Here is a 25,628-nt window from a genome sequence, read left to right as displayed (position 1 = left end):
TCTGTGCGATCCACTAAGAACAGTAGCCTGCTCATCTACCTCTTCGGCGCCCTCGGAGGCCTGAACTGGGGCTATGACACCGGCGTCATCTCCGCGGCCCTGGTCTACCTGCGCCGAGACTTTGCCCTGGACAGCTGGTCCGAGGGCGGAATCGTCACCGCCCTGGCCGTCGGCGCAGTCCTGGGCGCCGGTGTGGGCGGGCGGCTCTCCGACAGGTACGGACGCCGTGTGGTGCTCATGATCACCGCAGTGCTGTTCACCATCGCTCCGGTGGGCATGGCCCTGGCCCCCACCACGGAGGTGCTCTTCAGCTTCCGGCTGGTGGTGGGTCTGGGCACCGGTCTGGCCGCCGTCGTGCTGCCGGTGTACCTCTCCGAGATGTCTCCGGCCCGCATCCGTGGCCGGGTCACCGCGTTCTACGTGTTGGCGATCGTCATCGGTCAGTTCCTGGGGTTCCTGATCGGTGTGGCCTTCGCGCCCGTGGAGTCCTGGCGGTGGATGCTGGGCCTTTCAGTGATCCCCTCCCTGCTGTTCGCCCTGGGGCTGCTTGCGGTGCGAGAGACCCCTCGCTGGCTGGTGCGGCAGGGCCGAGAGGAAGAAGCCCACCAACTGCTGCTGCGAGACCGCACCCCGGAGGAAGCCAGCTACGAGCTCGCCGAGATCCACGCCGTCAGAATGCAGGAGGAGAACGACGGCGTCGGCGGGCTGCGCGCTCTGAGGCAGCCCTGGGTGCTGTCCATCCTGCTGGTCGGGTTCGGGCTGGGCGTCTACCAACAGATCATGGGCATCAACGCAGTGCTCTACTACGCTCCCACCACACTTCAGAACGTGGGCTTCTCCGATGAGGGCGCCATCGGATCCAACTTGATCATCGGTGCGCTGAACATCCTGGCGGTCTGGGTGGCCATCACCTACACCGACCGGTGGGGGCGTCGTCCCATGCTGCTGGTGGGTGCCGCCGGAACCGCAGTGAGCTTGGCGGTGCTGGCTGCGGTCAACCTCACCATGCCCGCCCCCGATGGGTTCGGTCCGCTGGGCATCATCACCCTGGTGTGCCTGGGCGTGTTCATCTTTCTGTTCCAGGTCAGCTGGGGCGCCCTGGTGTGGGTGGTGCTGGGAGAGATCTTCCCGCTGGGCGTCCGTGCAGCCGCAATGGGCGTGGTGACCACCGCTCACTGGGTAGCCAACGGACTGGTCTCCCTGTTGTTTCCCACAGTGCTGGCTGCTTTCGGGGTGGGGTGGGTGTTCGCGGGCTTCGCGCTGATCTGCGCCACCGCGTTCCTCTTCACCTTGTGGAAGGTCCCGGAGACCAAGGAGCGCAGCCTGGAGCAGATCGAGAGGACCTTCCGCGCAACAGCAGTCAAAGCCGCCTGAGCCACGGCGGAGTACCCGACAGCGCCGTCGTCGGCAGGGTCAGGGTAAGCGGCTCAGACTGCCGTCCGGGCCCGCTGATGCTCGCGGGCGGAGTGCTCCAGCTTCACCGTCCAGACCTCGCCGGGGTTCAGGCGCTTGGGCTTGCCCTCCACGTTGACGTCGATCGGCTCAGCCGAACCCTCGGAGAGATTCAGGGTCACATGCTCGTGGTTGATATGCACCAGGATCGGCTGGTTGCGGTACCGCATCCGGAAGGTGACCTCAGGCAGCTCATCGGGCAGCAGCGGGTGCAGCCACAGTGCATCAGCGCGAGTCTCCACACCGCCGTAGCAGCGGATGACCATATCCACGGTCCCGGCCATCGCACCCAGGTGAATGCCCTCGCGGGTCGTGCCGCCCTGAGTATCTGAAAGGTCAGCCTCCAGCGCCTCCTTGAACAGGTTCCAGGAACCTGCGCGGTCAAACCGGGCGGCCACCCAGCCGTGCACCAACCGCGAGAGGGTGGAGCCGTGGCTGGAGCGCGCCAGGTAGTACTCCACAGTCTTGCCGAACTCGTCCATGCTCAGCTGGTAGCCCATATGCTCGAGGTTCTCCACCAGCTCGGAGGCAGAGAAGATGTAGCAGAGCATGAGCACATCCGCCTGCTTGGAGAGCTTGTACCGGTTGGTGGCATCCCCTTCGGCCTGCAGGATCAGGTCCAAGCGGCCAATATTGCCGTACTTGGCGCGATAGGACTCCCAATCGAACTCCAGCAGTTCCTCATAGCCGGCGAACTGGCTGATCACGCCGTCCTCATGGAAATGCAGCCGCAGCCGCTGCGAGATGTGGTCCCACTCGTTGAGCTCATCCTCATAGATGTCCAACCACTCGGACAGCGGATCATCGCGGCTGTCCAACTCACGGACCAGCCGTGCGGTATGCCGCAGCACCCAGGAGGTCAGCACATTGGTGTACGCGTTGTTGCGCAGCCCCGAACCAGGCGTGTCCGGATAGCCGTCGTGGTACTCGTCCGGGCCCATGACACCGTCGATGTCATACCGGTCGGCCGCGGCGTCGTAGGTGGTCATGGAGACGAAGAACCGCGCGACTTCTACCAGCATCTCCCCGCCGTAATCGGAGAGGAAGGTGTAATCCTGGGTGGCCTCGAAGTACTGCAGCACCGAGTAAGCGATGGCCAGGGAGACATGGCGCTGCCGGTGGGAATTATCCGGCATCCACATCTGGGACCGCGGGTTCCACAATTCGGTGGGGGTCTCTTCGCGCCCATCAGAGCCGGACTGCCACGGGAACATCGCGCCTGCGTAGCCCTCGGCGCGAGCCGCTGCTCGAGCTTCGCCGAGCCGTCGGTAGCGGTACATCAGAATGCCGCGGGTCAGCTCAGGGCGGCGCAGGGTGAGCATCGGGTACATGAACATCTCATCCCAGAAGAGATGGCCACGGTAGCCCTCACCGTGGAGCCCGCGGGCACCCAGGGAGGCGTCCAAGTCCCGGCGCGCACCGAAGGCGGTCTGCAGCACGTGGAAGGTATGAAGATTCAGCGCCAGCTGCTGGCGTGAATGGCCTGGGCCGATGGAGACGGCAAAGCGGTGCCACAGCGCGCCCCACATCTCCTCGTGGTAGGTGAGCATTTCCCGGAAGCTGCTGGCCCGCTGCACGCGCTTGACCGCGTTGTGCCACACCGTGGAGATGGCAGGGTCATGAGAGTTCGACGCCGCGGCGATCTTCTCGATCTTGACCGGAACCCCCGCTTCCAGGCTCAGCGAGATGTCATGACCGGCCACCAGGTCACCTTCCATGACCGGACGGCGCATCGGGTGGGAGCTGGTGTTGACGGTGGTGCGAGTTGCCACCGCAATCTGCACCTTGGACTGGTTGGTCTGGGTCTCCAACAGAACGGTCTGCCCGTCGATCTCACGGGAGTCCACCGGTTCTAAGTGGTTACCGGCAAGCTCGCGATCAGCGGAGACGTTTCGGTTGGCCACGCGGCCATCGATCATCGAGCGAACGCTGATATTGCCTGACCAGTTCTCGGCCTCGACCTTGGCCTCCATCGCGGCCAGGTGGACTCCGGCCAGGGACTGGAACTGCCGGATGGTGACTTTGGTGCGCCGTCCGTGCAGATCCTGGTAGCGAGCCACGCGGGTCACCAGACCACGGCGCATATCCAGTTCCTGGTAGTAGTCGATCAGCTCAGGGGAGCCCGGCACCAACGGGTTGCCGGCCTCGGGGACGATCTGCAGGAAGGTCCAGTCGGGGATGTTGACCATATGTTCGGTCTCCACCGTCTTGCCCATGATGTCGGTCTTGAGCCGGTTGAAGACACCGGCAATGTAGTTGCCCGGGTAATGGGTGGCATCGGCGCTGGAGCCTGGGTAGGAGCCCCGGGTGCCCCAATAGCCGTTAGCCATAGCCATCAGCACTTCGCGGGTGGGTTCTTCCTTCGGCTCGAAGGAATCATAGGACAGCACCCAGTTGGGGTCATAGGGTTTGGTGGTGCGGGTGGCGAGCTTCGCCACTGACAGGTCCTTGACCACAATGTCGGCGCCGCCGTCCTTGAGCCGCTGCGGGTCATCGCCGCGGTTCAGGCCCACCACCATGCCGAAATTACCGGCCCGGCCAGCCTGGACACCCGAGACCGCGTCCTCAATGACGATGGAGTCCTCGGGCTCTACGCGCAGCAGCGCCGAGGCGTGCAGGAACATATCTGGGTTCGGTTTGCCGGGCAGACCCAGGTCCGCGGCATCAGTGCCGTCCACAATGACATCGAAGACATCAAGCAGCTCCGCCAGGCGCAGCACCTCACGCCCGTTTCGGGAGGAGGTCACCAGGGCGATCGGAATCCCGTCATGGCGCAGCTTGTGGATCAGCTCCACAGTGGTGTCGAAGACTGCCACGCCGTCGCGGTTCAGGACTGCCTCGAAGAAGGTCTGCTTCTGCGCCGCTAGGCCGTGGACAGTCAGCTCACCAGGAGCATCTGCCGGGCTGCCCTCCGGGACGCTTAAGCCCCGAGCCACCAGCAGTGACCGCACACCATCCAGGCGCTGCCGACCATCCACAAAGTTCAGGTAGTCCAGCTCGGTGAACTCCGGCTGTGCCGGGGCGCCTGCTGCGGCTGCGATCCGCGGCAGGGCGGCGTCGAAAAGTTCCTTCCACGCCTTGGAGTGCACGCCAGCGGTGTCTGTGACTACCCCGTCCATATCGAAGATGACAGCCCGGAAATGTCTCAGCGCGTGCCGCTTGGCCTCAGCGCTGTGGCGGAAGGGGTTTTCGAAGGGGTGCATATCTACCTCACGCAGAAGTGGTCGAGGTCGGTCAGGGCAGACGTACAGTGGTGGCCTTGCACGCGGTCCATCCTAGGCAGTTTTCGGACTGAGGCCACATTGTTTAAAGAGTTTGTGGATGTGACCCCGAACACCATTGTGCGGGTGGGTGCTAACGTCGTGCGTGTGGCGCGCAGATCCAGCATTGAACTCACCTTCCGAGAGGTGAAGGGGACCTCTCGGGATTCCACTGTGGCCGCCGGCGTCGTCGTCGACTGGATCGACAAGACCGCCTATGCCTGTGCCGCGTCATGGTCCCGGGCCTCCTGTGTGACCTCCTATGTGGGCAATATGCACTTTGCCGTGCCCGTGCCCAGGGATACTCCGGTGACAGTGCAAGCGCGGGTGGTTCATACCGGGCGCACCAGCGTGCACGTGCAGACTCGCGTGCTGATCGCCAAGCCCGGTGGGGGCTGGACGGTGTGCACTGAGTGCTTCATGATCTATGTGGCCATCGGAGAGGATGGCGAACCCACCTCGGTGGCTCCCTTCTCACCCAGTACAGAACTGGAACGACGCCGGGATGTGGACGCCTCACAGCGGATGATTCACCGCAAGCAGATTGAGGAGACCATCCAGCAGCTGCCGGCCTCCATGGGCACCTCCGAGGGGCTGACCCTGCGCTTCATCGCCGAGACTGACCAGCGCTATCCCGACGGCAAGATCCGCGGTGGCGCGGTGATGAAGTGGATCGACCTGGCCGCAGAGATCTGTGCCGAACGCTACTGCGGGTACGACGTCGCCTCCGTGCTCACCGGGGGAGTGCGCTTCTACCGCCCCATCACCGAAGGCGACCTGGTGGAGGTGGATGCCCGCCTGGTGCTGACCGGCTCAAAGTCCATGCATGTGCTGGTGCGCGTGCGCGCTGGTGATCGCTGGGACAAGCAGCCGCAGGTGGTGGCCTATGGGCTGCCGGTGATGGTGGCCCCTGATGGCACCGGTTCGGCGCGGCGTATCGCCCGCTGGGAGCCGATCAGTGATGAGGACCATGCCGTGGCGGAGAAGGCCCGGCGCATCCGAGACCTGCGCAATGCCACCCTGGTCACACCCAGTCCGCATGCCGGGCCCAATGAGGGCGTAGTGGACGAGGCTGCTCTGGCCTAAGTGCCTAACACAGGCCTCCATGTCCTTGAGGCTCACGCTTCCTTCAGCCCTAGGGAGGATGCCTTGGCGCCTGCGGATCATTAGTGTTGATCCTGATGAACGCTCACCAGCCGCCTCCGGTGCCCAACCCCTACGGCCCCACACCCCAGTCCCAGCCGCAACAGTGGCCCGGCTCCACGCAGGGAAACCCGCCCTATGGGGCCGGAGGGCACGGTGCCGCGTCGCAAGGACACCCGGGGCCCGGTTATGGATACCCAAACCAGCCGCCGCAGGGTTATGGCCAGCCCCCGCAGGGCTATGGCCCTCCGCCGGGATGGCAGCCTGCCCCGCGCAAGCGCCAGCAGGACTCCGATCCAGGACGGTTCACCTGGTGGGATCTCGGTGCGGTGCTGTTCTATGTGGTGGGCTTCATCATCGGCGGCATCCAGCTACTGGCGCTGATCCCGCTCTCAGGGATGCTGAACTCTGCGGACCAGACAGTCCAGGAGCAAGGGCTCTTCCTGCTCAACGCCATCAGCTACGGACTGTTGGCTGCAGTGGCCTTCAGCCTTTCCGGATTCGCGCTGTGGCGTTCCATCAAAGCCCTGGCCTACCTGTGGTGGCTCAAGCTGCTGCTGATCCCCGTGGCCTGGGTCGTGCTGATCATCTTCAACGCGGTACTGGTGACCGTGGTCTCCATGGCCACCGGGGAGGAACTGGCCCAGTCGGAGAACCAGCAGTCCATCGAGGCGATGCTCAGCGCGGTGCCCTTCCTGGCCGCCGTCGTCGTCATTGCCCTGCTGGGTCCCTATGTGGAGGAGTACTTCTTCCGGCACCTGCTGGTGGGCAAGCTCTCCCGGCATATCAACGTGTGGATCTGCGCGGCCATCTCCGTGATCACTTTCCCGCTGCTGCACTTCATCCCGGCGCTGATGGGCCTGGTGGATGACCTCAGTCTGATTACGGTGATCCCGTATGTAACCATGGGCATCCTGTTCACCGTGGCGTACATCGTGACCGGACGGAACCTCTTCTACGCCTGGCTGCTTCATGCGTTTAACAACTTCATGTCCCTGGTGAATATGTACTTCCTGCTGCCCTGGGTGGAGGAGCGCTTCGGCCCGCTGGAACCGATGATCCGCGCGGCGGTGCTGGCGTGAGCCGTCCGGAGGCCCCGGGAGCTCACGACGGCGACGCCAGTCGCCAGCCTGATGCGGCCCACCCCGCAGCGCAGGACCCGCGTGGCTTGGCCCGGCAGATCCTGGCACTGGCTATCCCCGCTCTGGGTGCGCTGGTGGCCGAACCGCTGTTCCTGCTGGCCGATACTGCGATCATTGGCAGGCTCGGGGTTGCTGAACTCGCCGGTGCCGCGCTGGGCGTGACGGTGATGCACGCCGTCACCGGCATCATGATCTTCCTGGCGTACTCCACTACCCCGGCGGTGGCCCGTTTTGTGGGAGCTGGGCGGATGGCCAAGGCGCTGGCCGCGGGTCGCGATGGGCTCTGGCTGGCGCTGATCCTCGGTACAGCTCTCAGCCTGGCGGGCCTGGCCTTCGGGGAACAGCTGCTTACCGCCATGGGCAGCGGCGGGGAGATCCACCCCCACGCTGTGGACTACCTGCTGTGGTCTCTGCCCGGGGTTCCGGCCATCCTGCTGGTTTTTGCCGCCGTCGGCATGCTGCGCGGCCTGCAGGACACCAAGACCCCGCTGGTGGTGGCCGCTGCGGGCTTTACCGCCAATGCGCTGCTGAACCTGATCCTGGTCCACCCTGTGGGGCTGGGTGTGGCCGGTGCCGCCATCGGGACTTCTATTGCCCAGTGGGGAATGGCGGCGGTCTACTTAGCGATCCTCATCCCGCGGATGCGAGCCCACCAGGTGCCCCTGGGTGCTGAACCTCAGGCGCTTCGCCGGGCAGCGGGTGTGGGCAGCTGGATGATGCTGCGTACGGTGACCCTGCGTGCTGCCATTGTGGCCACTGTTCTGGTGGCCACGGACTTAGGGCCCGAGACTCTGGCAGCGCATCAGGTGGCCTTCACCATCTTCTCCACGCTGGCCTTTGTGCTGGATGCCCTGGCTATTGCCGCCCAGGCGCTTATTGGCCGTGAACTTGGAGCTTCCCGGCTGGAACGCGCGAAGCAGATGACCCGGACCATGATCATCTGGGGGCTGGGCTTCGGTGTGATTACCGGTGTGGTGACAGCAGCTCTGGCTCCCTGGGCACCGCGACTGTTCACTCCAGACCCGCAGGTGGCCGCAGGGATCACCGCGGCTCTGCTGGTCATGGCTGTGGCGCAGCCGCTGGCCAGCTATGTGTTCGTGCTCGACGGTGTGCTTATGGGTGCTGGCGATGTCCGGTATTTGGCGTTAGCCGGTCTGGTGAACCTGGCCATCTACATGCCGGTGCTGTGGTGGGTGGCTGCAGCACAGCCCGGAGGAGACTTCCTCTGCGGCAGCGGGAGCATCCTTCCGTCAGCGGTGTGCAGCGACGTTGCAGGCGAGGCTACCGGGCTCGGCACCATCATGTGGCTCTGGGTGGCCTTTGCCGTGGTATTCATGGGGGCCCGGGCGCTGACCCTGGGAGTGCGGACCGCCACAGGACGCTGGATGGTGCTCGGCGAGGCTCGTTGATCAGCTTCCGCAGCACCGGTGGTTGAGCAACCGGTAGTAGACTCCTGCCCGTGGCTGTGACCAAGATTCCCGCGGAGACCGCCCGTCAGCTGCTGCGCCCCACGTGGCTGCGCGCTGGCATCACCACCGCATTCGCCTTCTTCACCATTATTTGGCATGGCAATGCGTGGTTCGTCGACTTCTGGGACGGCAACGACCTGACCGTGGCGCGCTTTGTGCTGGCCGGCTTCCTGGTGCTTGCTGCCTCCATGATCTGGGAATACGCCAAGCAGGAGGCCACACCGCAGGTTCTCCAGGGGGCCCTGGCCGCAGGGGCTGCTGCCTGGCTTGTGGCCGGCGTGGTCATCATCCTGGTGGGTTCGACGACGCCGGTGGCCCTGGCTGCGGGCCTGGCGTTCCTGGTTCTCGGAGTCGCTGAGCTCTATGCGGGATTGAAGCTGCGCGCTGAGTTCGTGCCCGCCCGTGACCACGTGCTGCTAGGTGCCATTGGGGCGGTGACCGGTATCGGGCTGATCGCCTGGTGGGGGCTGGATATTCACGGAGTGATCGGTATTGCCGGTATGGGCATGATCCTCTCGGCGGTCCTGCTGCTGATCAATGCTGCCGGGATGACCCACGAAGTTCGCCGCTCCGCCTGAGCCGGCGTATCTCGCCCAGAGCCGAACCGGCTGGTCGCCCTCTTCTACGAAGCGTAGAATGAGGGGGCATCTGATCCACGCATCGCGTAAAGGACCCACTGAAGTGACTGAAGACCCCAAGCGGCGCCGCTCCCTGCTGGAGACCGTGAAGGCCCCGCTGATCTTCTCCTTCATCCTCGCCGCAGTGGCGGGATTCGTGACCCTTATCGCGTCCTCCGGCGGATCAGATAATCCTCGAGTTGACCACGCAGCAGGTGGCACCGCCAGCCCGGTCAACCTCGCGCTGCTGGCCTTCGGCATCGCATTTATTGCCTCGTTGCTGATCGTCTCGATGCTGCAGCTGGCGGCCCGGGAGAACCCCAAACACCTTTCTGAGGGCGCGGGCGTTAACCGCAACTCTGAGGAGGTCTACCGCCAGCAGGTCGCCGAGCGCCGTGAGAAGCGGCGCCGGCAGCAGCAGGAGGAAGCGCGCCGCTCGGGTGAAGAGCCCCGTTACGGTCGAGACGCTGACTCCGGCGAGTAGCTCCCTTCCCCGCAACCTAGCTGGGCCCGTACGCAGAATCCCGCAGGACCCGGACCCGCGGCAGCGTCAGCCCTTGCTGGCCTTCTTCTTCGCCTTCTTCTGTTTCTTCCCACGCTTTTCCATCAGTTCCTCGCGCATACGGTCACGGAACTCTTTGGCCGCAATCGCACTGGCAGAGGTCGGCCTGTTGATGGACTCGGCCTTCTCCGCCGCGGAGGGCTTGACCAGCTTTCGGCCGCTGCCCTGGCTCTGCTCAGCAGCTGCCGCCGCCAGCTCCTCAGTGTGCACCGGTGCTGCTGACTCCTCACCGCGCCGGGCTGCCTGCCGGGCTCGGTAGGCACGCACGTGGGCCCGGTTGGCGCAGTTGCCAAAATCGCAGAAGAGCTTGGACCGGTTCCGGGTGAGGTCCACGATCGCGGCCTCGCAGTCATCGCCTTTGCAGATGCGCAAGCGACCAGTTTCCTGCTCCACCACCAGATGCGTCAGAGCAGCTGCCACTGTGGCGGTCATGACATCTGCCGTGTGGTCTGACAAGGGCACCGGACGCTGTTGAAAGCACAGTCCGGAGGAATCACCATCGGTGGCAACAAGCTTGGTCCCCACACCCTTCAGCAGCTCATTGATGAGTTCTACCGGCTGCTCATCGGTGATTGGTGCTGCGGTCCAGATCTTCCGGAGCTGTTCGCGCAAGTGACGGACTTTCTCCACCTGCTTGCGGCTGGCATCAGCAGTGGTCCACTCAAGCTCGGGATCCTGGGACGCCACATAGGCCTTCAGTCCCTCGACGCTGTGCAGGGTGTCAGGGGTGTGCTTGGCGCTCTTGAGCCCCTCACCAGTATTGATGAGTTCAGCGGCGGCCGTCAGGGCGCGATTCACTTCTGCGTTGAACATGCAGTTCTCCTGCCAATATGGTGCGTCTTGACCGCTGGTAACGGCAGCGCGGACGGGGGCGGTGCAACGAAAGGTCCCCGCAGCACCGCAGAGATGAACGGCCCGCGGTGACAGAAACCTCCAACACAGTCTAGCGGTGGAACGCTCTGACAAGGGGATATGCCCAACTCGACGATCAAACCACCAGTTCTCACATTATGAGTTGGTCCTGAGAAGTCAAGAGTTTGAGGGCGTCGAACGACGGCCGCAGGAATAGTGGCGTGCTAGAAGCTCTGCCGCAGGCGCTGCAAGGATGCTCGGATACTTCGGGCGTTCTCTGCAGGAATGCCAGCTGCTCCGAGCAGAGTGCGCACCAGCCGGTTCTGGCTACTTGCGTCATAGGACTCGGTCACCACAGTCCGAGGCGAGCCGGCGTCGTCGTCGGCAGTGAACTCCCAGCGCCAGCGGTGACCGGTGGGCTGGCGCCACTCCAGAACCCCGGTGCGCCCAGGGGCTGGGGACACGGCTTTGGTGACCCGGAGCGGCAGCCGGTACGGTACGCCATATTTCTTCATATGGACGCTGAAGCGGCTGCCCTGCTCTAACCGGTGCGGACCCACGGCACGCGGACGCACCGTCTCGGAGCCATCAAATTCGTGATGCCGGTGCGGATCAGCCACCAGCGCATAGAGTTCGGCAGCAGGTGCCTGAATCGTGATGCGGTAGCTGCGCACATGCTTGCCGGCGGGGACCTCCTCGGGTTGTTCCGGGGTGGATGCTCCGGGTTCCTCACCGGTTGGGACAGGCCGCTGCGGCACAGGACTCATAGCTCCTACTCTATGACCGCGGCCGCTCCTCCAACAGGGCTCGCACCGGCACCTAAGTTGCGCCTGGGCGCTGATCTGATACATGTGGTGCCGTGACTTCCTTCGGCACCCACGGCAGAGCCCGCAGGCTGGCAGCACTGGCTGCTGTGGAGGAAGCCGCCCATCCCAGCACGACGACGCCGGCTCAGGTAGAGGTCCAAGCCAGGCTGCAGGTGCTCATTGAGTCCCGCGCGATCTGGAGTGCAATAGTAGGCGCGCTCATCGGCCTCGGTGCCGGCCTGGTCGCCTTCCCCGGACAGCGGCCACCGTTGGCGGGCGACGAGTCCATCCAGTTCTACGCCTCTATTGTCGGTGGTGTCACCGCCGGTCTGGCATTTCTGCTGGGCTATTCGCTCAACGCCCGGATGGCCAATATCTGGCTGGGCCAGCGGCCGCGGCTGCGCCAACTTGTGGACACCATCGCACTGCTGGTGGTGCATTCATCCATTGCCGTGATGGTCGCCCTGGGGCTGTTCCGAGTATTCCAAGAGGCCTTCATCGGGCTGCGCGTGGACCACCTGGCCGGATCGGTCCTACTGGCCATCGTCGGCGGCGTGGCCGCGTACTTCAGCTTTAACTCTGGAGCGCGGATCAACGCCTTCACGCTTTCCACCATTCTGGCGATCTTCATGGGCTCTGGCGTGCTGGTGTCCATGATCTTCGCCGAGAACCCGTTCTGGTGGCATGTGATGTTCTCCGAATTGGGCACCGGCCAGGCCGGTCTGACCAGCTTCTGGACCTTCAACACCACACTGATCGTCTCGGGAATCATCATCACCACCCTGACAGCGTTCATCACCCGGGACTTGGAGATCTGGGCGGAGAACGCCCGCAGCACCGTCAAGCAGCGGTTGGCCGAACGTGCCGAGAAGCACCGCCGCGACAGCGGGAAGCTCCCGCTGGGCACCCGGATCTCCAATGCGGTGCGCGGACACTGGCGCACCCCACGGATCATGGTGGTGCGGGTGGCGATGATCGGTATGGGACTGTCCTTAGCCGGCGTCGGGCTTATCCCCATCAGCCTGCATCACGATGGTCATGTGCTGGTCACCGCGCTGTTCGGGCTCTTCTTCCTGTTCCTGCTGCTGGGCATCCCGTATTGGCTGCCCGGCTTTCCCAGCACCTTCTACCTGCTGAGCTATCTGGCCGCCTTCGGGCTGGTCTTCGCGTTCGCGCTGTGGATGCCGGTGGGCTATTACAACCTGACCTCCCTGGAGCTGATCGCCGCCGCGATCCTGTTCTCCTGGCTGATCGTCTTTATCCGAAACATCGCCGCCGTTGTGGAACGAGTACGTCAAATACACGCCCACCAAAGCACCTGAAAGAGAAGGATGAGCAGATGAGCATGCGCGCCGCCGTCGTCGGATCAGGACCCAATGGGCTGGTGGCAGCATGCGTGCTGGCCCAGGCCGGCTGGGAAGTGGTGGTCTATGAGGCGGCCGAGGCTGCCGGTGGGGCGCTGCGCTCGGCTGAGATCTTCGGCAGCGGGCTCATCAGCGATCTGGGCGCCAGCGTGCATCCGCTGAACCTGGCCTCGCCGGCGTACCAGCAGCTCCTGGCTGAGGCCGGCGACCCGAACCCCGCTGCTGGCGTTGATGAAGCGCCCGGGCTGCAGTGGAAACACCCGCAGATTCCCGCAGCACACGGGTACGACGACGGCCCACCGGTTCTGCTGCACCGTTCCCTGGAGGAGACCGCGGCAGGGCTGGGGGCCGATGGCCGCCGTTGGAAGGCGCTGCTGCAGCCGGTGGCCGAGAACTGGGAGGCGGTGCGCAGAGCCGCCTTCACCCCGCCGAGCCGACCTTATTCGCTGCGCGGGATAGCTGCCGAACCCGGTGTGGGGATCGGAGCCGGTGCTGAGTGGGGAACCGGCACCGGGATGGACGCCGAGGCACAGGCTGAATCCTTGCTGGCGAGGACCTCAGCGCTGCTGCAGCTGGGCACCCGCGGGGGACTGCCTGCTCCGGTGACCAGCAGATTCTTCAACACCGGCAGGGCGCAGGCGCTCTTTGCGGGCCTTGCCGCCCATTCCACCGCACCGCTGAGCAGACCGATGACCTCGGTCTTCGGGGTGGTGCTCGGTGCAGCCGCCCACGCCAGTGGCTGGCCAGTGATGGAAGGCGGCTCCCAGCGCATTGTTGATGCCCTGCTGAAGGTGCTGCAGGAACATGGCGGCACGGTGCAGACGGGTTTCCGGGTGGAAGGGCTGCACGGAACCTCGGCCGGTCGGCAGCGGGGCCGGCGAAGGGCCCGGCATCGGGGCTGGCTGATCAGCGGTACGCGGGTGGCCGAAGGCAAGCGGGATCGGCACCGCACCGCGGAGGAGCCCGCCGACGTCGTCGTGTTGGATCTTTCTCCACAGCAGCTGCTGGCCTTGGAGGGTCTGAGGCTGCCCGGGGCAGTCCAGCGGGCGATGAACCGCTGGGATTATGGGCCCGGCATTGTGAAGGTGGACTACTTGGTGGATGGCCCCATTCCTTGGGCCGCCCCAGAACTTGCCGAGGCAGGTACCGTGCATCTGGGGGGATCTGCCGGTCAGATTGCCGCCAGTGAGGCTGCCGTGGCGCGCGGAGTGCTGCCCAGCAGGCCCTATGTGCTGGTGACGCAGCCCGCTGCCGCAGATTCCACTCGCACCCCGGATCACCGCACCGTGGCGTGGGCGTATGCGCACGTGCCTTATGGTCTTGATGCTGCCGGCACCGAGCGTGCTGTGCGGCTGATGGAGGCGGAGATCGCTCGGCAGGCTCCCGATTTTCAGCAGGCCATCCTGCAGCGCAAGGTATGGGGCCCGGCGGATCTGCAGTCCTGGAACCGGAATCTGGTGGGTGGCACCATCAGCGGGGGGCTGCCTACGGTGCTGCAGACGTTCTCGCGTCCGGCTCGGCCGCTGAAGCCCTACACCACAGGGGTCGACGGCGTGTACCTGGGCTCAGCTTCGACCCCGCCCGGGGGCGGAGCACACGGGATGGCCGGCTGGAACGCGGCGCATACGGTGCTGCGAGATTTCAGCTGAGCCCGAGGTCAGCCGGTTGATATCGACTCAACCCGGTGTCGGCTCAACCGGTGTCAGCTGAACCCGGTGTCAGCTGAACCCGGTGTCAGCTGACCTTTAGAGGCCGTTGAGTGCCAGCAGTGTTGCCACGCCAAGCATGATGAAGCCGACGGCGGCATCGATCACCACCCAGGTGCGTGGCTTGTTCAGCAGTGAGGCCAGTGCGGATCCGCCACCGCCCACCAGGGCATGCCACACCACACAGGCGACTATGGCGCCTGCGGCGAAGATCCACTTCATCTCCCCGAAGCTGTTGGCCATAGTGCCCAGGAGTACCAGGCAGTCCACCCAGGCATGGGGGTTCAAAATGCTCAAGGTCAGCGCGGTGGTGGCCACGGTGGAGATTTTGGAGACTTTGGTGACCTGTACTTGCTGGGCCAGGGCGGTGCCGCCGTGACCGGGCTCGGGGCTGTCGCTGGAGGTCATCACCACCTGCAGGGTTTCGGTCACCGGGGTGGAGGATTCGCCGTCGAAGTTGGCGCGCATGCCGCGCCGGTGCTCCCAGGCGGAGCGGAACGAACGTGCGGCAAACCAGAGCAGGTAGACCACGCCGAACCAGCGCAGCACCTCCAACAGCCAGGGCGCGTGATCCAGAATCACGCCCACACCCGCGGTGCCCAGCGCAATCAGCAGCAGATCTCCGGCCAGGCAGCAGGCGATGGCCAGCAGCACCCGGTCGCGGCGCAGACCCTGGCGCAGCAGGAACGCGCTCTGCGGGCCGATGGCCACCACCAGGGCCATGGTGGTCAGGAATCCGGTGAGCAGAACGGTCAGCATAAGCACCATTCTGTGGAACCGGGGGCATCCGTTCCAGCTCAAGATTCTTCAGTAGCTGAAGACATCCTTCAGATATCGGCGTAGTCTGGGGAGCGTGAACACTGACCACCTGCGTGCTTTCGTGCTGGCGGTAGATGAAGGGACCTTCGAGGCCGCCGCTGATCTTCTGCGCATTTCCGGCTCAGCGTTTTCACAGCGCATCAAAGCGCTGGAGAAGGAAATCGGACAAGTGCTGCTGACCCGCACGATCCCCGTGACGCCCACGGAGTCGGGGCAGAAGCTGCTGGGCATTGCCCGGCAGACCGTCTTGCTAGAGGATGAGGCCCGGCGCAGCCTGGGTTTCCGCGGATCATCGCGTAACTACAGCCCCACCACCACGCTCTCGGTGGCCGTGAATGCCGATTCGCTGGCCAGCTGGTTCCTGCGGGTGCTCCAAGAGGCTGCCACCTGGGACGACGTCGAGCTGCACCTGCATGCTGAGGACCAGGAGCACACCCATGAGCTGCTGCGAAACGGCACGGTCACCGCTGCTGTCACCGAACACCCCACACCGGTTTCCGGGTGCCGCGCTGAGCCGCTGGGCACTATCCGCTACTGGCCGGTGGCTTCGCGGGAGTTGCTGGACCGCCACCGCGACGAGGGCGGTGCGGTGCGCTGGGCGAGCGTGCCGCAGATCGACTACAGCATCCGCGACTCCACTCAGCGCACCGCGCTGGCGGCCCTTGGAGTGACCACCCCGGCCATCACGCACCTGGTGCCCTCGGTGCAGGCCTATAACGCCGCCGTCGGATACGGCCTGGGGTGGGGGATGATCCCGGAATCGATGCTCCCAGCCGGGGTGAAGGAGGGAACTCATCGGGACCTGGAGATCATCGCGGAGATTCAGCCCGATGATGTGGAGCTGCATTGGCAGCACTGGTCTACGACGACGCCGGCTATGGATCGGCTCAACGACGTGGTGCGCCGGGCTGCCGCCCGAATGACGTGACGCTACCCGCCCGGGTGATCAGAGTCTCAGTTTGCATTTTATAAAGTATCAACTACCGTAATGCGGGTCACTCAGCGTGATGTGTGCAACAGGGTGCGCATCACATCAGCACTTTTCGCACTAGGAGACCCGTGAGCTCTCACTCCCAGACGCAGGCAACGACGCCTGCCGCAGAGACCACTGGTGCAGCAGGCACCAGCAAGGCAGCGGACACCACCGCCGAGTTCAGCCAGCCCGAATCCTGGACCCGCATCATGGGCCTGCCCATCGGCTGGTTCGCGATCCTCTTCGCTGTGGTCATCGCCTGCGCGGCCCTGGGCGTACTGCCCAACGCCATGCTGGCCGGATTCGCCGTCGTCATCCTGGTGGGTGCACTGCTGAACTGGATCGGCGGGCGCGTACCAGTGCTGCGCAACTACGGTCTGCCCACTGTGCTGTGCATCCTGACCCCGGCCATCCTGCTGCACTTCGGGCTGTTCCCCACCGCGCTAGCGGAGAACATGGAGATCTTCACCAACGGCTCCGATATCGGCTTCATCGACTTCTACGTGGCCAGCCTCATTGCCGGATCCATCCTCGGCATGCCGCGGGCACTGCTGCTGAAGGCCGGGGCACGCATCGCGGTTCCGCTGCTGGGCACCATCGCCGTCGTCTTCATCACACTGGGGCTGATCGGTGCCGCCCTGGGTTATGGTCTGCGCGAATCCGTGCTGTTCGTCGCAGCCCCCATTATGGGTGGCGGCGTCGGTGCTGGCATTGTGCCGATGTCCCAGATCTACGAATCCCAGATGGGCGGCGAGGCCTCCTCCTATGTGGCCACGCTGATTCCGGCGGTGATCATCGCCAATGTGCTGACCATCTTCTGCGCCGGCATCTTCAACGGCATCACCTATAAGGGTCAGCAGTTCTTCGTGGGCTTCAACGGCAACGGCCAGATCGTGCGCGTGGCGGGCAAGGTCGAGGACTTCAGCGGCAAGCCCAAGCCCACCGGCGGCACCTTCAATGTGCTGATCATCGGCCTGACCGTGGCCGCCGTGCTGTTCCTGGCCGGAAGCCTGATCGCCAACTTCGTCCCGGGTCTGCATGCCTACGCCTGGACCATCCTGCTGGCCGCAGCCATCAAGATCTTCGGTCTGCTGCCGGAGTCCTTCGAGGACGCAGTCTCCACCTGGTTCGGCTTCGTCTCCGGCACTCTGACCCCGGCGCTGCTGGTGGGCATCTCCATCACCTTCTTCGAGTTCGATGAACTCGGCGCGCTGCTCTCCGACTGGCGCTACCCGGTGCTGGTGCTGCTGGCCGTCGTCGTCGCCGTGGTGGTCTCCGGTGCCCTGGGCTGGCTGGTGAAGATGTACTACGTCGAAACCTCCATCGCCGTGGGAATGGGCATGACAGATATGGGCGGAACCGGCGACGTCGCGGTGGTCTCCGCGGCTAACCGCCTGGAACTGATGCCGTTCCTGCAGGTCTCCTCACGCATCGGCGGCGCCCTGGTGCTGCTGCTGGTCAGCCTGCTGATCCCAGTGCTGAACTGAGCGTCTCCCGCAGGCGGGGCAGCTGCGAGCATTTCGCGCCCGGTGCTTACTTGCGCCGGGCGCGAAAGTGCATCCGGCCGTGTCGCCGTCGTCGTCGGCCCCCGGGTACGGTATCCCTTAGTCGACATCTCGCACGTGACGGAGCTGCATGAACTTCAAGAAGATCTTCACCGGACCGCTGTTCTGGATTCTGCTGGCAGTGGTGGCGCTGCTCGTCGTCGTGCCGCTGCTGTTCACCTCCTCCGGCTCAGGCCAGCGTGTGGACACCAATGTGGGTATGGAGCTGCTGGCCGAGGACAAGGTCAAAGAAGCGCGGATCGACGACGGCGACTCGCGGGTGGACCTGACCCTCAACGAGCCCTTCGAGCAGGACGGCCAGGAGTACGGCGAGGCCGTCAACTTCCACTTCTCCACCGCGCGTGCTGAGACCGTCGCCCAGGCAGTGGCCGATGCGGACTTAGAGGGTTATACCGATCAGCCCGAGCAGTCGAACTGGCTGCTGTCCATGCTCGGCTTCATGATCCCGTTCCTGCTGATCGCACTGCTGTTCATCTGGCTGATCACCCGGATGTCCGGTGGGAACTCCCGGGTCATGCAATTCGGCAAGTCCAAGGCCAAGATGTTCGACAAGGACATGCCTCAGGTGACCTTCGCCGATGTCGCCGGTGCTGAGGAAGCCGTGGAGGAGCTCCACGAGATCAAAGAGTTCCTCTCCGAACCCGAGAAGTTCCAGCGACTGGGCGCGAAGATCCCCAAGGGTGTGCTGCTCTACGGCCCGCCCGGCACCGGTAAGACCCTGCTGGCCAAGGCCGTGGCAGGCGAGGCCGGCGGATCCTTCTACTCCATCTCCGGCTCGGATTTTGTGGAGATGTTCGTGGGCGTGGGTGCCTCCCGTGTCCGTGACCTGTTCAAGCAGGCCAAGGAGAACTCCCCGGCCATCATCTTCGTTGATGAGATCGACGCCGTGGGCCGCCAGCGCGGTGCCGGCGTGGGCGGTGGCAACGATGAGCGCGAGCAGACCCTGAACCAGCTGCTGGTGGAGATGGACGGCTTCGACGCCAATACCAACATCATCGTCATCGCCGCCACCAACCGGCCCGATGTGCTGGACCCGGCACTGCTGCGTCCAGGCCGCTTTGACCGGCAGATCCCCGTGGAGGCCCCGGACTTCGCCGGACGCAAAGCTATCCTGGCCGTGCATTCCAAGGGCAAGCCCATGGTGCCGGATGTGGATCTGGAATCCGTGGCGCGCAAGACCCCCGGCTTCACCGGCGCGGACTTGGCCAATGTGCTCAACGAAGCTGCGCTGCTGACCGCCCGCTCCAATGCCGACCTCATCGATGACCGGGCCATTGACGAGGCTATCGACCGCGTGATGGCCGGGCCGCAGAAGCGCACCCGCTTGATGAAGGACCACGAGCGTCGGGTCACCGCGTACCACGAGGGTGGACACGCGCTGGTGGCGGCTGCGCTGAACTACTCCGCCCCGGTCACCAAGATCACCATCCTGCCGCGTGGTCGTGCGCTGGGCTACACCATGGTGGTGCCCGAGGACGATAAATACTCCACCACCCGCAACGAGCTGCTGGATACCGTCGCCTATGCCATGGGCGGGCGGGTCGCTGAGGAGATCGTCTTCCACGACCCCTCCACCGGCGCTGCAAATGACATCCAGAAGGCCACCGACACTGCCCGCCGCATGGTCACCGAATACGGCATGAGCGCCAAGGTCGGTTCCGTGAAGCTGGGCTCCGGCGACAGCAGCCCCTTCCTGGGCCGCGAGATGGCCACCGGTAAGGAATATTCGGAGCAGCTGGCCGCCGTCGTCGACTCCGAGGTGCGCTCCATCATTGATGAAGCCCACGACGAGGCCTACTGGGCGCTTACCGAGAACCGTCACGTGCTGGACCGGCTGGCCGAGGAACTGCTGCGGGTGGAGACCCTCGGCGCTAAGGAAGTCGCCGAGATCTTCAAGGACGTGAAGAAGCGTCCGAAGCGCAATGTCTGGGAGTCCAGTCCGGAGCGGCCCATTGTGGTCAACGGTGAACTGGTCAAGGACACCGCCGGCGCCGAGGCTGAATCTTCCACTGCCCCGCTCGGCCAGACAGGCGGATCGGCCGAGGCAGGGCAGGAGCCCGCCGGTGAGTGAAGTTGATCTGCCGCGCATCGAAGCTGCGGTCCGCGAGATTCTGCTTGCCGTAGGGGAGGACCCCGAGCGCGATGGCCTGAAGGAAACTCCGGCCCGGGTGGCCCGCGCCTACGAGGAAGCGTTCAAGGGACTGCGCCAGGATCCGGCCGAACTGCTGGGCACTACCTTTGATATCGGCCACCAGGAGCTGGTGCTGGTCCGCGATGTGCCCTTCTACTCCATGTGCGAGCACCATCTGGTGCCGTTCTACGGCAACGCTCATATCGGCTATATCCCGGCGGCGGAGGGCAAGGTCACCGGACTTTCCAAGCTGGCGCGGCTGGTGGATATCTTCGCCAAGCGCCCCCAGGTCCAGGAGCAGCTGACCACCCAGGTGGTGGATGCCCTGATGGAGCACCTGGAGCCGCAGGGCGCGATTGTGGTGATCGAAGCTGAGCACCTGTGCATGTCCATGCGCGGGGTTGCCAAGCCGGGAGCCAAGACCATCACCTCCGCAGTGCGCGGTGCACTGCGCAACGCCGCCACCCGCTCCGAGGCGATGAGCCTGATCCTGCATAGCTAGGCGCCTGGTGTCCGGGCGGTGATACCCGGGCGGTGGTGCCCGCCGACGGCGCTGGCCCTAGCCGCGAGGCCGCCCCGCTGCACATGCGCCCGGAGCGCCGACGGTGGCGCTCGGCCGGTGCTGCCCGCCCCGGCGTCGTCGCCCCACGGTTTTACCCGGGCTTATCGGTTTTACCTACCCGTATACGGGCCGGTAAAACGCATAGGCTCGGGTAAAACCGGCAATGACCTTCGGCAGTAGCGCCAGAACCCCAGGAGGAACCGCAGATGACCGCACACCGGACGCCCCGGACCCTCATCATGGGGATCCTCAACATCACCCCGGACTCCTTCTCCGACGGAGGACAGTACGACGACGCCCCCGCGGCGCTGGCTCATGCCCAGCAGTTGATCAGCGAAGGCGCCGATATCCTCGACATCGGTGGGGAATCCACCCGCCCCGGTGCCGAACCTGTGGACCCGCAGACCGAACAGCAGCGGATCCTGCCGGTGCTGGAGCAGCTGTTGGAGCTGGATGTGCGGCTCTCCCTCGATACCAGGCACCCGGCCACCGCCCGCGCAGCCCTGGAGCTTGCCGACAGTCGCGCCCCGGAGCTGATCATCAACGACGTCTCCGGGCTGCTCACTGATCCGCAGATGCCCGCCGTCGTCGCCGAGTTCGGCTGCGAGGTGGTGATCACCCACAATCGCGGTGACTCCCAGACCATGCAGCAGCGCAGCGACTACCAGGACCTGCTGGGTGAGGTCCGGCAGGAGCTGAAGCAGATTCGCCAGCTGTACTTAGACGCCGGAGTCCAGCGCGACCGGATCATCCTGGATCCTGGCATCGGGTTCGCCAAGACCCCGGAGCAGAACTGGCAGCTCACCGCGGCCCAGCTGGGAGAATTCATCAGCAGCGGGCACAGAGTTCTGCTGGGTGTCAGCCGCAAGGGCTTCCTGGGGGCGCTGCTGGCAGACGCGCAAGGCACCCCGCGCCCCCCGGCAGGCCGCGATACGGTCACTGCAATCCTCAGCGCCCATGCCGCCAGCCTCGGATGCTGGGCGGTACGGGTGCATAATGTGCAGGCCAGCGACGACGCCGTGCGCCTGGCTTCCCATCTGGGTTCTGGCTATGCCTGGACACCCATCCCGGACCCCGATGGCAGCGCGGCCGTCGACTATGTGGACCGCGGCTGGGGCTGATGTGCCACATCGTGCCGACGGGGTCACTCGCTCCGCGGCCCCGGCAGCGCCGATACCGGCAACGCTGCCCCCAGTTGGCACTGAGTTTCTGCCGTCATCTCCACCCTCGGCCAGTACCGGTGGCGTAGCCTGGAAGAAGCACCAGCTAAGGCACGGATCTCAAGCGGCAGTAAGAAAGTGAGTGCACGATGGGCAGCGACCTGATTCGTCTCACCGGCCTTCATATCAGTGGGACCCATGGTGTCTTCGACTTCGAGAAGGAGAACCCGCAGCCTTTCACCGTGGACGCGGAGCTGGGCGTTGATCTGCGCGCCCCCGGCCGCAGCGACGAGTTAGCCGACACGATCTCCTATGCCGATATTGCTGACCTGATCGAAGAGATCGTCAGCCGCGAGCGCTTTGACCTCATTGAGGCCATTGCCGAGACCATTGCCCGCTCGGTGCTGTTCTTCGATGCGCGCATCCAGCACGCCCAGATCACGGTGCACAAACCCCAAGCACCGATGACGCAGAGCTTCGACGACGTCTCAGTCACAATCCACCGGACTCGCGATGACCTTGAGCGCACCGTGGAAACGGTGGGCACCGGCAGTATGCCGCGGATCGTGGTCGACGACGCCGAGCACCTGCGCGACCCCGAGCTGCCCGCCCAGTTCGCAGTTCGCTCGGTGCTGGCGCTGGGTTCTAACCTCGGTGATTCGCGAGCCACGCTGACCTCAGCAGTGCAGTCGCTGGAGGCGCACGAGGATGTCGTCGTGGTCAACGCCTCCCCGGTGGCGCAGACTAAACCGGTTGGCGGTCCGGAGAATCAGCGCGATTACCTCAACCAGGTGGTCGAGATCGAAACGCGGCTCTCCCCGCATGCACTGCTGGACCTGGCTCAGCAGATCGAGGCCGAGCATAACCGAGTGCGCGAAGAGCGCTGGGGCCCGCGCACCCTGGATGTGGATATTGTCACCTACGCCGGTGCGGTCATCGACTCACCACGGCTGCAGGTTCCGCACCCCTCCGCGGCAGAGCGGGCCTTCGTGCTGCTGCCCTGGTCATGGATGGACCCGGTGGCGCTGCTGGGCGGACGTCCAGTCCGTGAACTGGCAACAGAAGCCCCGGATTTCCAAGACGTGTGTCGCCTGGAGGAGCCCGAGCTGGGCAGCCCAGACGACGACGCGGCCTCACCTGGTGTTGACCCCGCCTCTGATGTCACGGGAGTGACCCCCGAGTGAGTCGCCTCCACCCGGTATGGCTGCTGATCATCAGCGCAGGTGCTGCGCTGCTGGGGTATCTCGCCACAGTGGGCATGATCTCTGCCGGGCACGGCTCGCCAGTGCTGCCGATGTCCTCAGCGGTCACCCTGGTCGGTGTGGGCCTGATCGTGCTGGCGCTGGGGATCCTGGTCTGGTGGGATCAGCGCCGTTTGCTCAAGGCCGCCGATGAATCCCGGCGTCGTTCCCGGGCCGGGCAGCCGCCGTCGTATTCGGCACCTGCGCGCAGACTGCACCCGCTGCAGGCAGCACGGGTGGTGGCCGCGGGCCAGGCCTGCGCCTACGCGGGGGCGCTGATCGCAGGCTGGCACGGCGGAGTGTTGCTGCACCTGGCACCGGCAGCGGGTGCCGGAACCCCCAATGTCACTTCATCCTTAGTGATGATGATCGGCGGTCTGATCTGGGTGATTATTGGTTTTGTGGTGGAGACCCTGTGTCGGATCCCACCAGATAATGCTGCCCCGCCGCAGGACGGCGAGACGACCACTGATGGAAATGAGGGATATGCGCTCTGAGGCGATCGATCCGGTAGGCGTGGAGTGGACCCGGGTGGATGAGAAGTACATCACCGTGCGATTTATCACCGGGATCCTCACCTGGTTCTTCATCTTCGTAGTGATCGGCGTGCCGATGACGCTGGGCTGGGTCAATGTCTGGTGGTCCCCGCCGCTGTGGGTGCAGATCCCTGGGATCAGTGCTTTGGTGCTGTGGGCCGTAGTGGATCTTGCCCTGATCCCACGCCAGGTGCGCGCCATCGGCTACCACGAGCGCGAGGACGATCTGCTGATCCGCAAGGGCCTGCTGTGGCAGCAGGTGGTGGCGGTTCCTTATGGTCGCCTGCAGTACGTGGACATTGAGGCAGGTCCGCTGATGCGCCGCTTCGGGTTGTGCCAGGTGCAGCTGAAGACCGCCTCAGCCTCCACCGATGCCACTATTCCCGGTGCTGTCCGTTCCGAGGGTGCGCGGCTGCGCGATGAGCTCTCCGCCCGCGGTCAGGCGCGATTGGCTGGACTCTGATGAGGGAAGCCGACGACGACGCCCGCGTTCAGCACCCAGCCCCCGAGCCGGGGCAGCAGCCCGCCGCAGAGGGAGCCGCGCCGGCCCAGCCAGCAGAACCGGTAGAGCCTCCCGCGGAGAAATGGTTCGATGAGTCTTGGACCAAAGTCCATCCGCTGAGCCCGTTTGTGCGCGGCTGGCTGACCATCGTCGGCATCCCGGCGATTATCTTCGGCTACAACTGGGAGCTCTGGGCTGATATCTGGCAGGCTTGGCGCTCTGGTGAGCTCACCGCAGGGCTGGAACAGAATCCCACGCCCTATCTCATCGGCGCTGGAGTCTTCATGCTGCTGGTGGTGCTGGTCTTCGGCGGTTATGTGCTCTCCTGGTGGTTCACCCGCTACCAGGTCACCGATGAGCATGTGATGGTCAAGTCCGGGATCTTCGTTCGGCAGCACCGCCAGGCTCGCATCGACCGGGTTCAGGCCGTTGACCTGCGCCAGCCGCTGCTGGCCCGCATCACCCGTTTGGCGGAGCTGCGCTTCGAAGTTGCCGAAGGCGACGGTACCGCTGCCACGCTGGCCTTCCTGAAGAAGGACCAAGCCGAGGAACTCCGCACTGAGATCATGGACCGCGCCGCTGGTCGCAGCTCCGCCTCAGATGCAGAAACCGCCGCCGGCCATTCCGCGGACCCGTATTCAGCAGTTGATGCTAGAGATGCCGACGCCACCGCCCCCAGTGGACCAGGCGGCTCAGGGGATCCCGCGGCGGATAGTGCCGACCGCGCCGTCGTCGCCCCTGCGGCGGCTCCGGTGCGTCCCGGCGTGCAGGATCGCGTGATCGCCCAGGTCCCGGTGGGCCGGCTGATCGGTTCCGTTCTGGTAGGTGCGGGCACCATCATCTTCCTGGTGCTGCTGACAGTGTGGGGTCTCATCCTTGGTGGTATCGCGCTAGGCGTGGCCCTGTTCTCAGAGAACAGCTTCGATGAGGTCATGGGTGGAATCAGTATCCCCGTGGTGCTGCCGCTGGTCATTGCCGCGGTCTTCAGCTATTACAACGAGTTCTCCTCCGGCTTCCGCTTCACTGCCACCATGACCGGGGCCGGTCTGCGCTTGAAATACGGGCTCTTGGAGACCAATACGCAGACGGTCCCGCCGGGGCGCGTGCAGGCCATCCAGATTCAGCAGCCCATGCTGTGGCGTCCCTTCGGCTGGTTCAAGGTGGTGGTGACGGTGGCCGGCTACGGACTGGACAGCCGCAGCACGCTGCTGCCGGTAGGCCGGCGCGAGGACGTTATGACCATGGCTGCGGAGATGTTCCCTGATTTGCAGATCCCCAATCCGGAAGAGATGTTCATCGAGGGTCTCACCGGCACCGGAGTCCAGCGCGGCTTCACCGAAGTTCCCGCCCGGGCTAGGATCTTCGACCCGGTGGTGCGCCGTCGTCGTGGATTCTTCGCCACACCCGCTGCCCTGATGATCCGTGACGGTCGGCTCTCTCGCCGCCTGACCATGGTCCCGCACGAGCGAATTCAGTCCTCATCGCTGCACCAGGGGCCTTTTGCCCGGATGTCCCGGATCGCCACCTTGCAGCTGCACCTGCCCTCAGGCCCCTTCCAGGCGCGCATCAAGAACCAGGACCTGCAAGCGGCGAAGGACCTCTTCGAGCTGGAGGCCGGCCAGGCCGCCGTCGCCCGCCGCATGACCGACCGGAACCAGTGGATGCTTCCCGAGGAGCTGCGCGAGTTCGAGAAGATGGTGGAGCAGGTCAAAGAGGAGCACAACGACGACGCCCGCGCCCCGTTGAGCTGAACACCGTCAACGCTG

General features: G+C 64.9%; 21 protein-coding genes. 17 read left to right on the top strand and 4 right to left on the bottom strand.

What is annotated here, in order from left to right:
* Positions 1–3: 3 nt before the first annotated feature.
* A complete protein-coding gene (locus ABEA23_RS02355) occupies positions 4–1,374 on the top strand; it encodes a sugar porter family MFS transporter (protein ID WP_345476478.1) in 1,371 nt (456 codons plus the stop codon).
* Between the two features lie 53 nt (positions 1,375–1,427).
* Here ABEA23_RS02355 and ABEA23_RS02350 read toward each other — a convergent pair whose 3' ends face one another.
* Positions 1,428–4,655, bottom strand: a complete 3,228-nt coding sequence (locus ABEA23_RS02350) for a beta-phosphoglucomutase family hydrolase (RefSeq protein WP_345476477.1) — start codon at positions 4,653–4,655, stop codon at positions 1,428–1,430.
* A gap of 120 nt (positions 4,656–4,775) precedes the next feature.
* On the opposite strand from ABEA23_RS02350, the gene ABEA23_RS02345 reads away from it, so the two are divergent.
* The 5 genes from ABEA23_RS02345 (at position 4,776) to ABEA23_RS02325 (ending at position 9,567) form a co-directional block, all read left to right on the top strand.
* Positions 4,776–5,798: an acyl-CoA thioesterase gene (locus ABEA23_RS02345; protein WP_345476476.1), complete on the top strand. Its 1,023-nt coding sequence runs from the start codon at positions 4,776–4,778 to the stop codon at positions 5,796–5,798.
* Between the two features lie 95 nt (positions 5,799–5,893).
* Entirely contained in the window at positions 5,894–6,937 is a 1,044-nt protein-coding gene (locus tag ABEA23_RS02340; protein ID WP_345476475.1) for a CPBP family intramembrane glutamic endopeptidase, read from the top strand.
* A complete protein-coding gene (locus tag ABEA23_RS02335) occupies positions 6,934–8,406 on the top strand; it encodes an MATE family efflux transporter (protein ID WP_425577084.1) in 1,473 nt (490 codons plus the stop codon). The genes ABEA23_RS02340 and ABEA23_RS02335 overlap by 4 nt, the downstream gene beginning before the upstream one ends.
* A gap of 50 nt (positions 8,407–8,456) precedes the next feature.
* Positions 8,457–9,044 carry a hypothetical protein gene (locus tag ABEA23_RS02330; RefSeq protein ID WP_345476474.1) on the top strand — a complete coding sequence of 196 codons (588 nt, stop codon included), beginning with the start codon at positions 8,457–8,459 and terminating at the stop codon, positions 9,042–9,044.
* A 103-nt stretch (positions 9,045–9,147) separates the two neighbouring features.
* The gene (locus tag ABEA23_RS02325; RefSeq protein WP_345476473.1) at positions 9,148–9,567 is read left to right on the top strand and encodes a hypothetical protein; all 420 of its coding nucleotides are present in this window, start codon (positions 9,148–9,150) and stop codon (positions 9,565–9,567) included.
* 66 nt (positions 9,568–9,633) lie between these two features.
* Here ABEA23_RS02325 and ABEA23_RS02320 read toward each other — a convergent pair whose 3' ends face one another.
* On the bottom strand, positions 9,634–10,458 hold the full coding sequence (locus ABEA23_RS02320) for a CGNR zinc finger domain-containing protein (protein ID WP_345476472.1): 825 nt from the start codon (positions 10,456–10,458) through the stop codon (positions 9,634–9,636).
* Positions 10,459–10,721: 263 nt separating this feature from the next.
* Positions 10,722–11,264: an SRPBCC family protein gene (locus tag ABEA23_RS02315; RefSeq protein WP_345476471.1), complete on the bottom strand. Its 543-nt coding sequence runs from the start codon at positions 11,262–11,264 to the stop codon at positions 10,722–10,724.
* A 92-nt stretch (positions 11,265–11,356) separates the two neighbouring features.
* On the opposite strand from ABEA23_RS02315, the gene ABEA23_RS02310 reads away from it, so the two are divergent.
* Entirely contained in the window at positions 11,357–12,625 is a 1,269-nt protein-coding gene (locus ABEA23_RS02310) for a hypothetical protein (protein WP_345476470.1), read from the top strand.
* Positions 12,626–12,642: 17 nt separating this feature from the next.
* Complete coding sequence (locus ABEA23_RS02305; RefSeq protein WP_345476469.1) at positions 12,643–14,316, top strand: phytoene desaturase family protein; 1,674 nt, start codon at positions 12,643–12,645, stop codon at positions 14,314–14,316.
* Between the two features lie 96 nt (positions 14,317–14,412).
* On the opposite strand, the gene ABEA23_RS02300 is transcribed toward ABEA23_RS02305, so the two are convergent.
* Positions 14,413–15,132: a LysE/ArgO family amino acid transporter gene (locus ABEA23_RS02300; RefSeq protein WP_345476468.1), complete on the bottom strand. Its 720-nt coding sequence runs from the start codon at positions 15,130–15,132 to the stop codon at positions 14,413–14,415.
* Positions 15,133–15,226: 94 nt separating this feature from the next.
* Between ABEA23_RS02300 and ABEA23_RS02295 the strand changes: the two genes are divergently transcribed.
* The 9 genes from ABEA23_RS02295 to ABEA23_RS02255 all read left to right on the top strand — a co-directional run bounded on the left by ABEA23_RS02295 (position 15,227) and on the right by ABEA23_RS02255 (position 25,613).
* Complete coding sequence (locus ABEA23_RS02295; RefSeq protein WP_345476467.1) at positions 15,227–16,120, top strand: ArgP/LysG family DNA-binding transcriptional regulator; 894 nt, start codon at positions 15,227–15,229, stop codon at positions 16,118–16,120.
* A gap of 131 nt (positions 16,121–16,251) precedes the next feature.
* A complete protein-coding gene (locus ABEA23_RS02290) occupies positions 16,252–17,652 on the top strand; it encodes a 2-hydroxycarboxylate transporter family protein (RefSeq protein WP_345476466.1) in 1,401 nt (466 codons plus the stop codon).
* A 148-nt stretch (positions 17,653–17,800) separates the two neighbouring features.
* Positions 17,801–19,801 (top strand): ATP-dependent zinc metalloprotease FtsH, encoded by a 2,001-nt coding sequence (ftsH, locus tag ABEA23_RS02285; protein WP_345476465.1) that lies wholly within the window; start codon positions 17,801–17,803, stop codon positions 19,799–19,801.
* Positions 19,794–20,363, top strand: coding sequence for a GTP cyclohydrolase I FolE (folE, locus tag ABEA23_RS02280; RefSeq protein WP_044495777.1), 570 nt, complete (start codon positions 19,794–19,796; stop codon positions 20,361–20,363). The genes ftsH and folE overlap by 8 nt, the downstream gene beginning before the upstream one ends.
* A gap of 266 nt (positions 20,364–20,629) precedes the next feature.
* Complete coding sequence (gene folP, locus ABEA23_RS02275) at positions 20,630–21,544, top strand: dihydropteroate synthase (RefSeq protein WP_345476464.1); 915 nt, start codon at positions 20,630–20,632, stop codon at positions 21,542–21,544.
* 188 nt (positions 21,545–21,732) lie between these two features.
* A complete protein-coding gene (gene folK / locus ABEA23_RS02270) occupies positions 21,733–22,767 on the top strand; it encodes a 2-amino-4-hydroxy-6-hydroxymethyldihydropteridine diphosphokinase (protein WP_345476463.1) in 1,035 nt (344 codons plus the stop codon).
* Positions 22,764–23,321, top strand: coding sequence for a DUF3180 domain-containing protein (locus tag ABEA23_RS02265; protein ID WP_049897398.1), 558 nt, complete (start codon positions 22,764–22,766; stop codon positions 23,319–23,321). The genes folK and ABEA23_RS02265 overlap by 4 nt, the downstream gene beginning before the upstream one ends.
* Positions 23,311–23,823, top strand: a complete 513-nt coding sequence (locus ABEA23_RS02260) for a PH domain-containing protein (protein ID WP_345476462.1) — start codon at positions 23,311–23,313, stop codon at positions 23,821–23,823. Before ABEA23_RS02265 ends, ABEA23_RS02260 begins: the two co-directional genes overlap by 11 nt.
* Complete coding sequence (locus tag ABEA23_RS02255; protein ID WP_345476461.1) at positions 23,823–25,613, top strand: PH domain-containing protein; 1,791 nt, start codon at positions 23,823–23,825, stop codon at positions 25,611–25,613. The genes ABEA23_RS02260 and ABEA23_RS02255 overlap by 1 nt, the downstream gene beginning before the upstream one ends.
* Positions 25,614–25,628 lie beyond the last annotated feature (15 nt).

It is taken from the genome of Nesterenkonia rhizosphaerae (genome assembly GCF_039544555.1).
Taxonomy (GTDB): Bacteria; Actinomycetota; Actinomycetes; order Actinomycetales; family Micrococcaceae; genus Nesterenkonia; species Nesterenkonia rhizosphaerae.
This window is presented reverse-complemented; position numbering and strand designations above follow the sequence as displayed.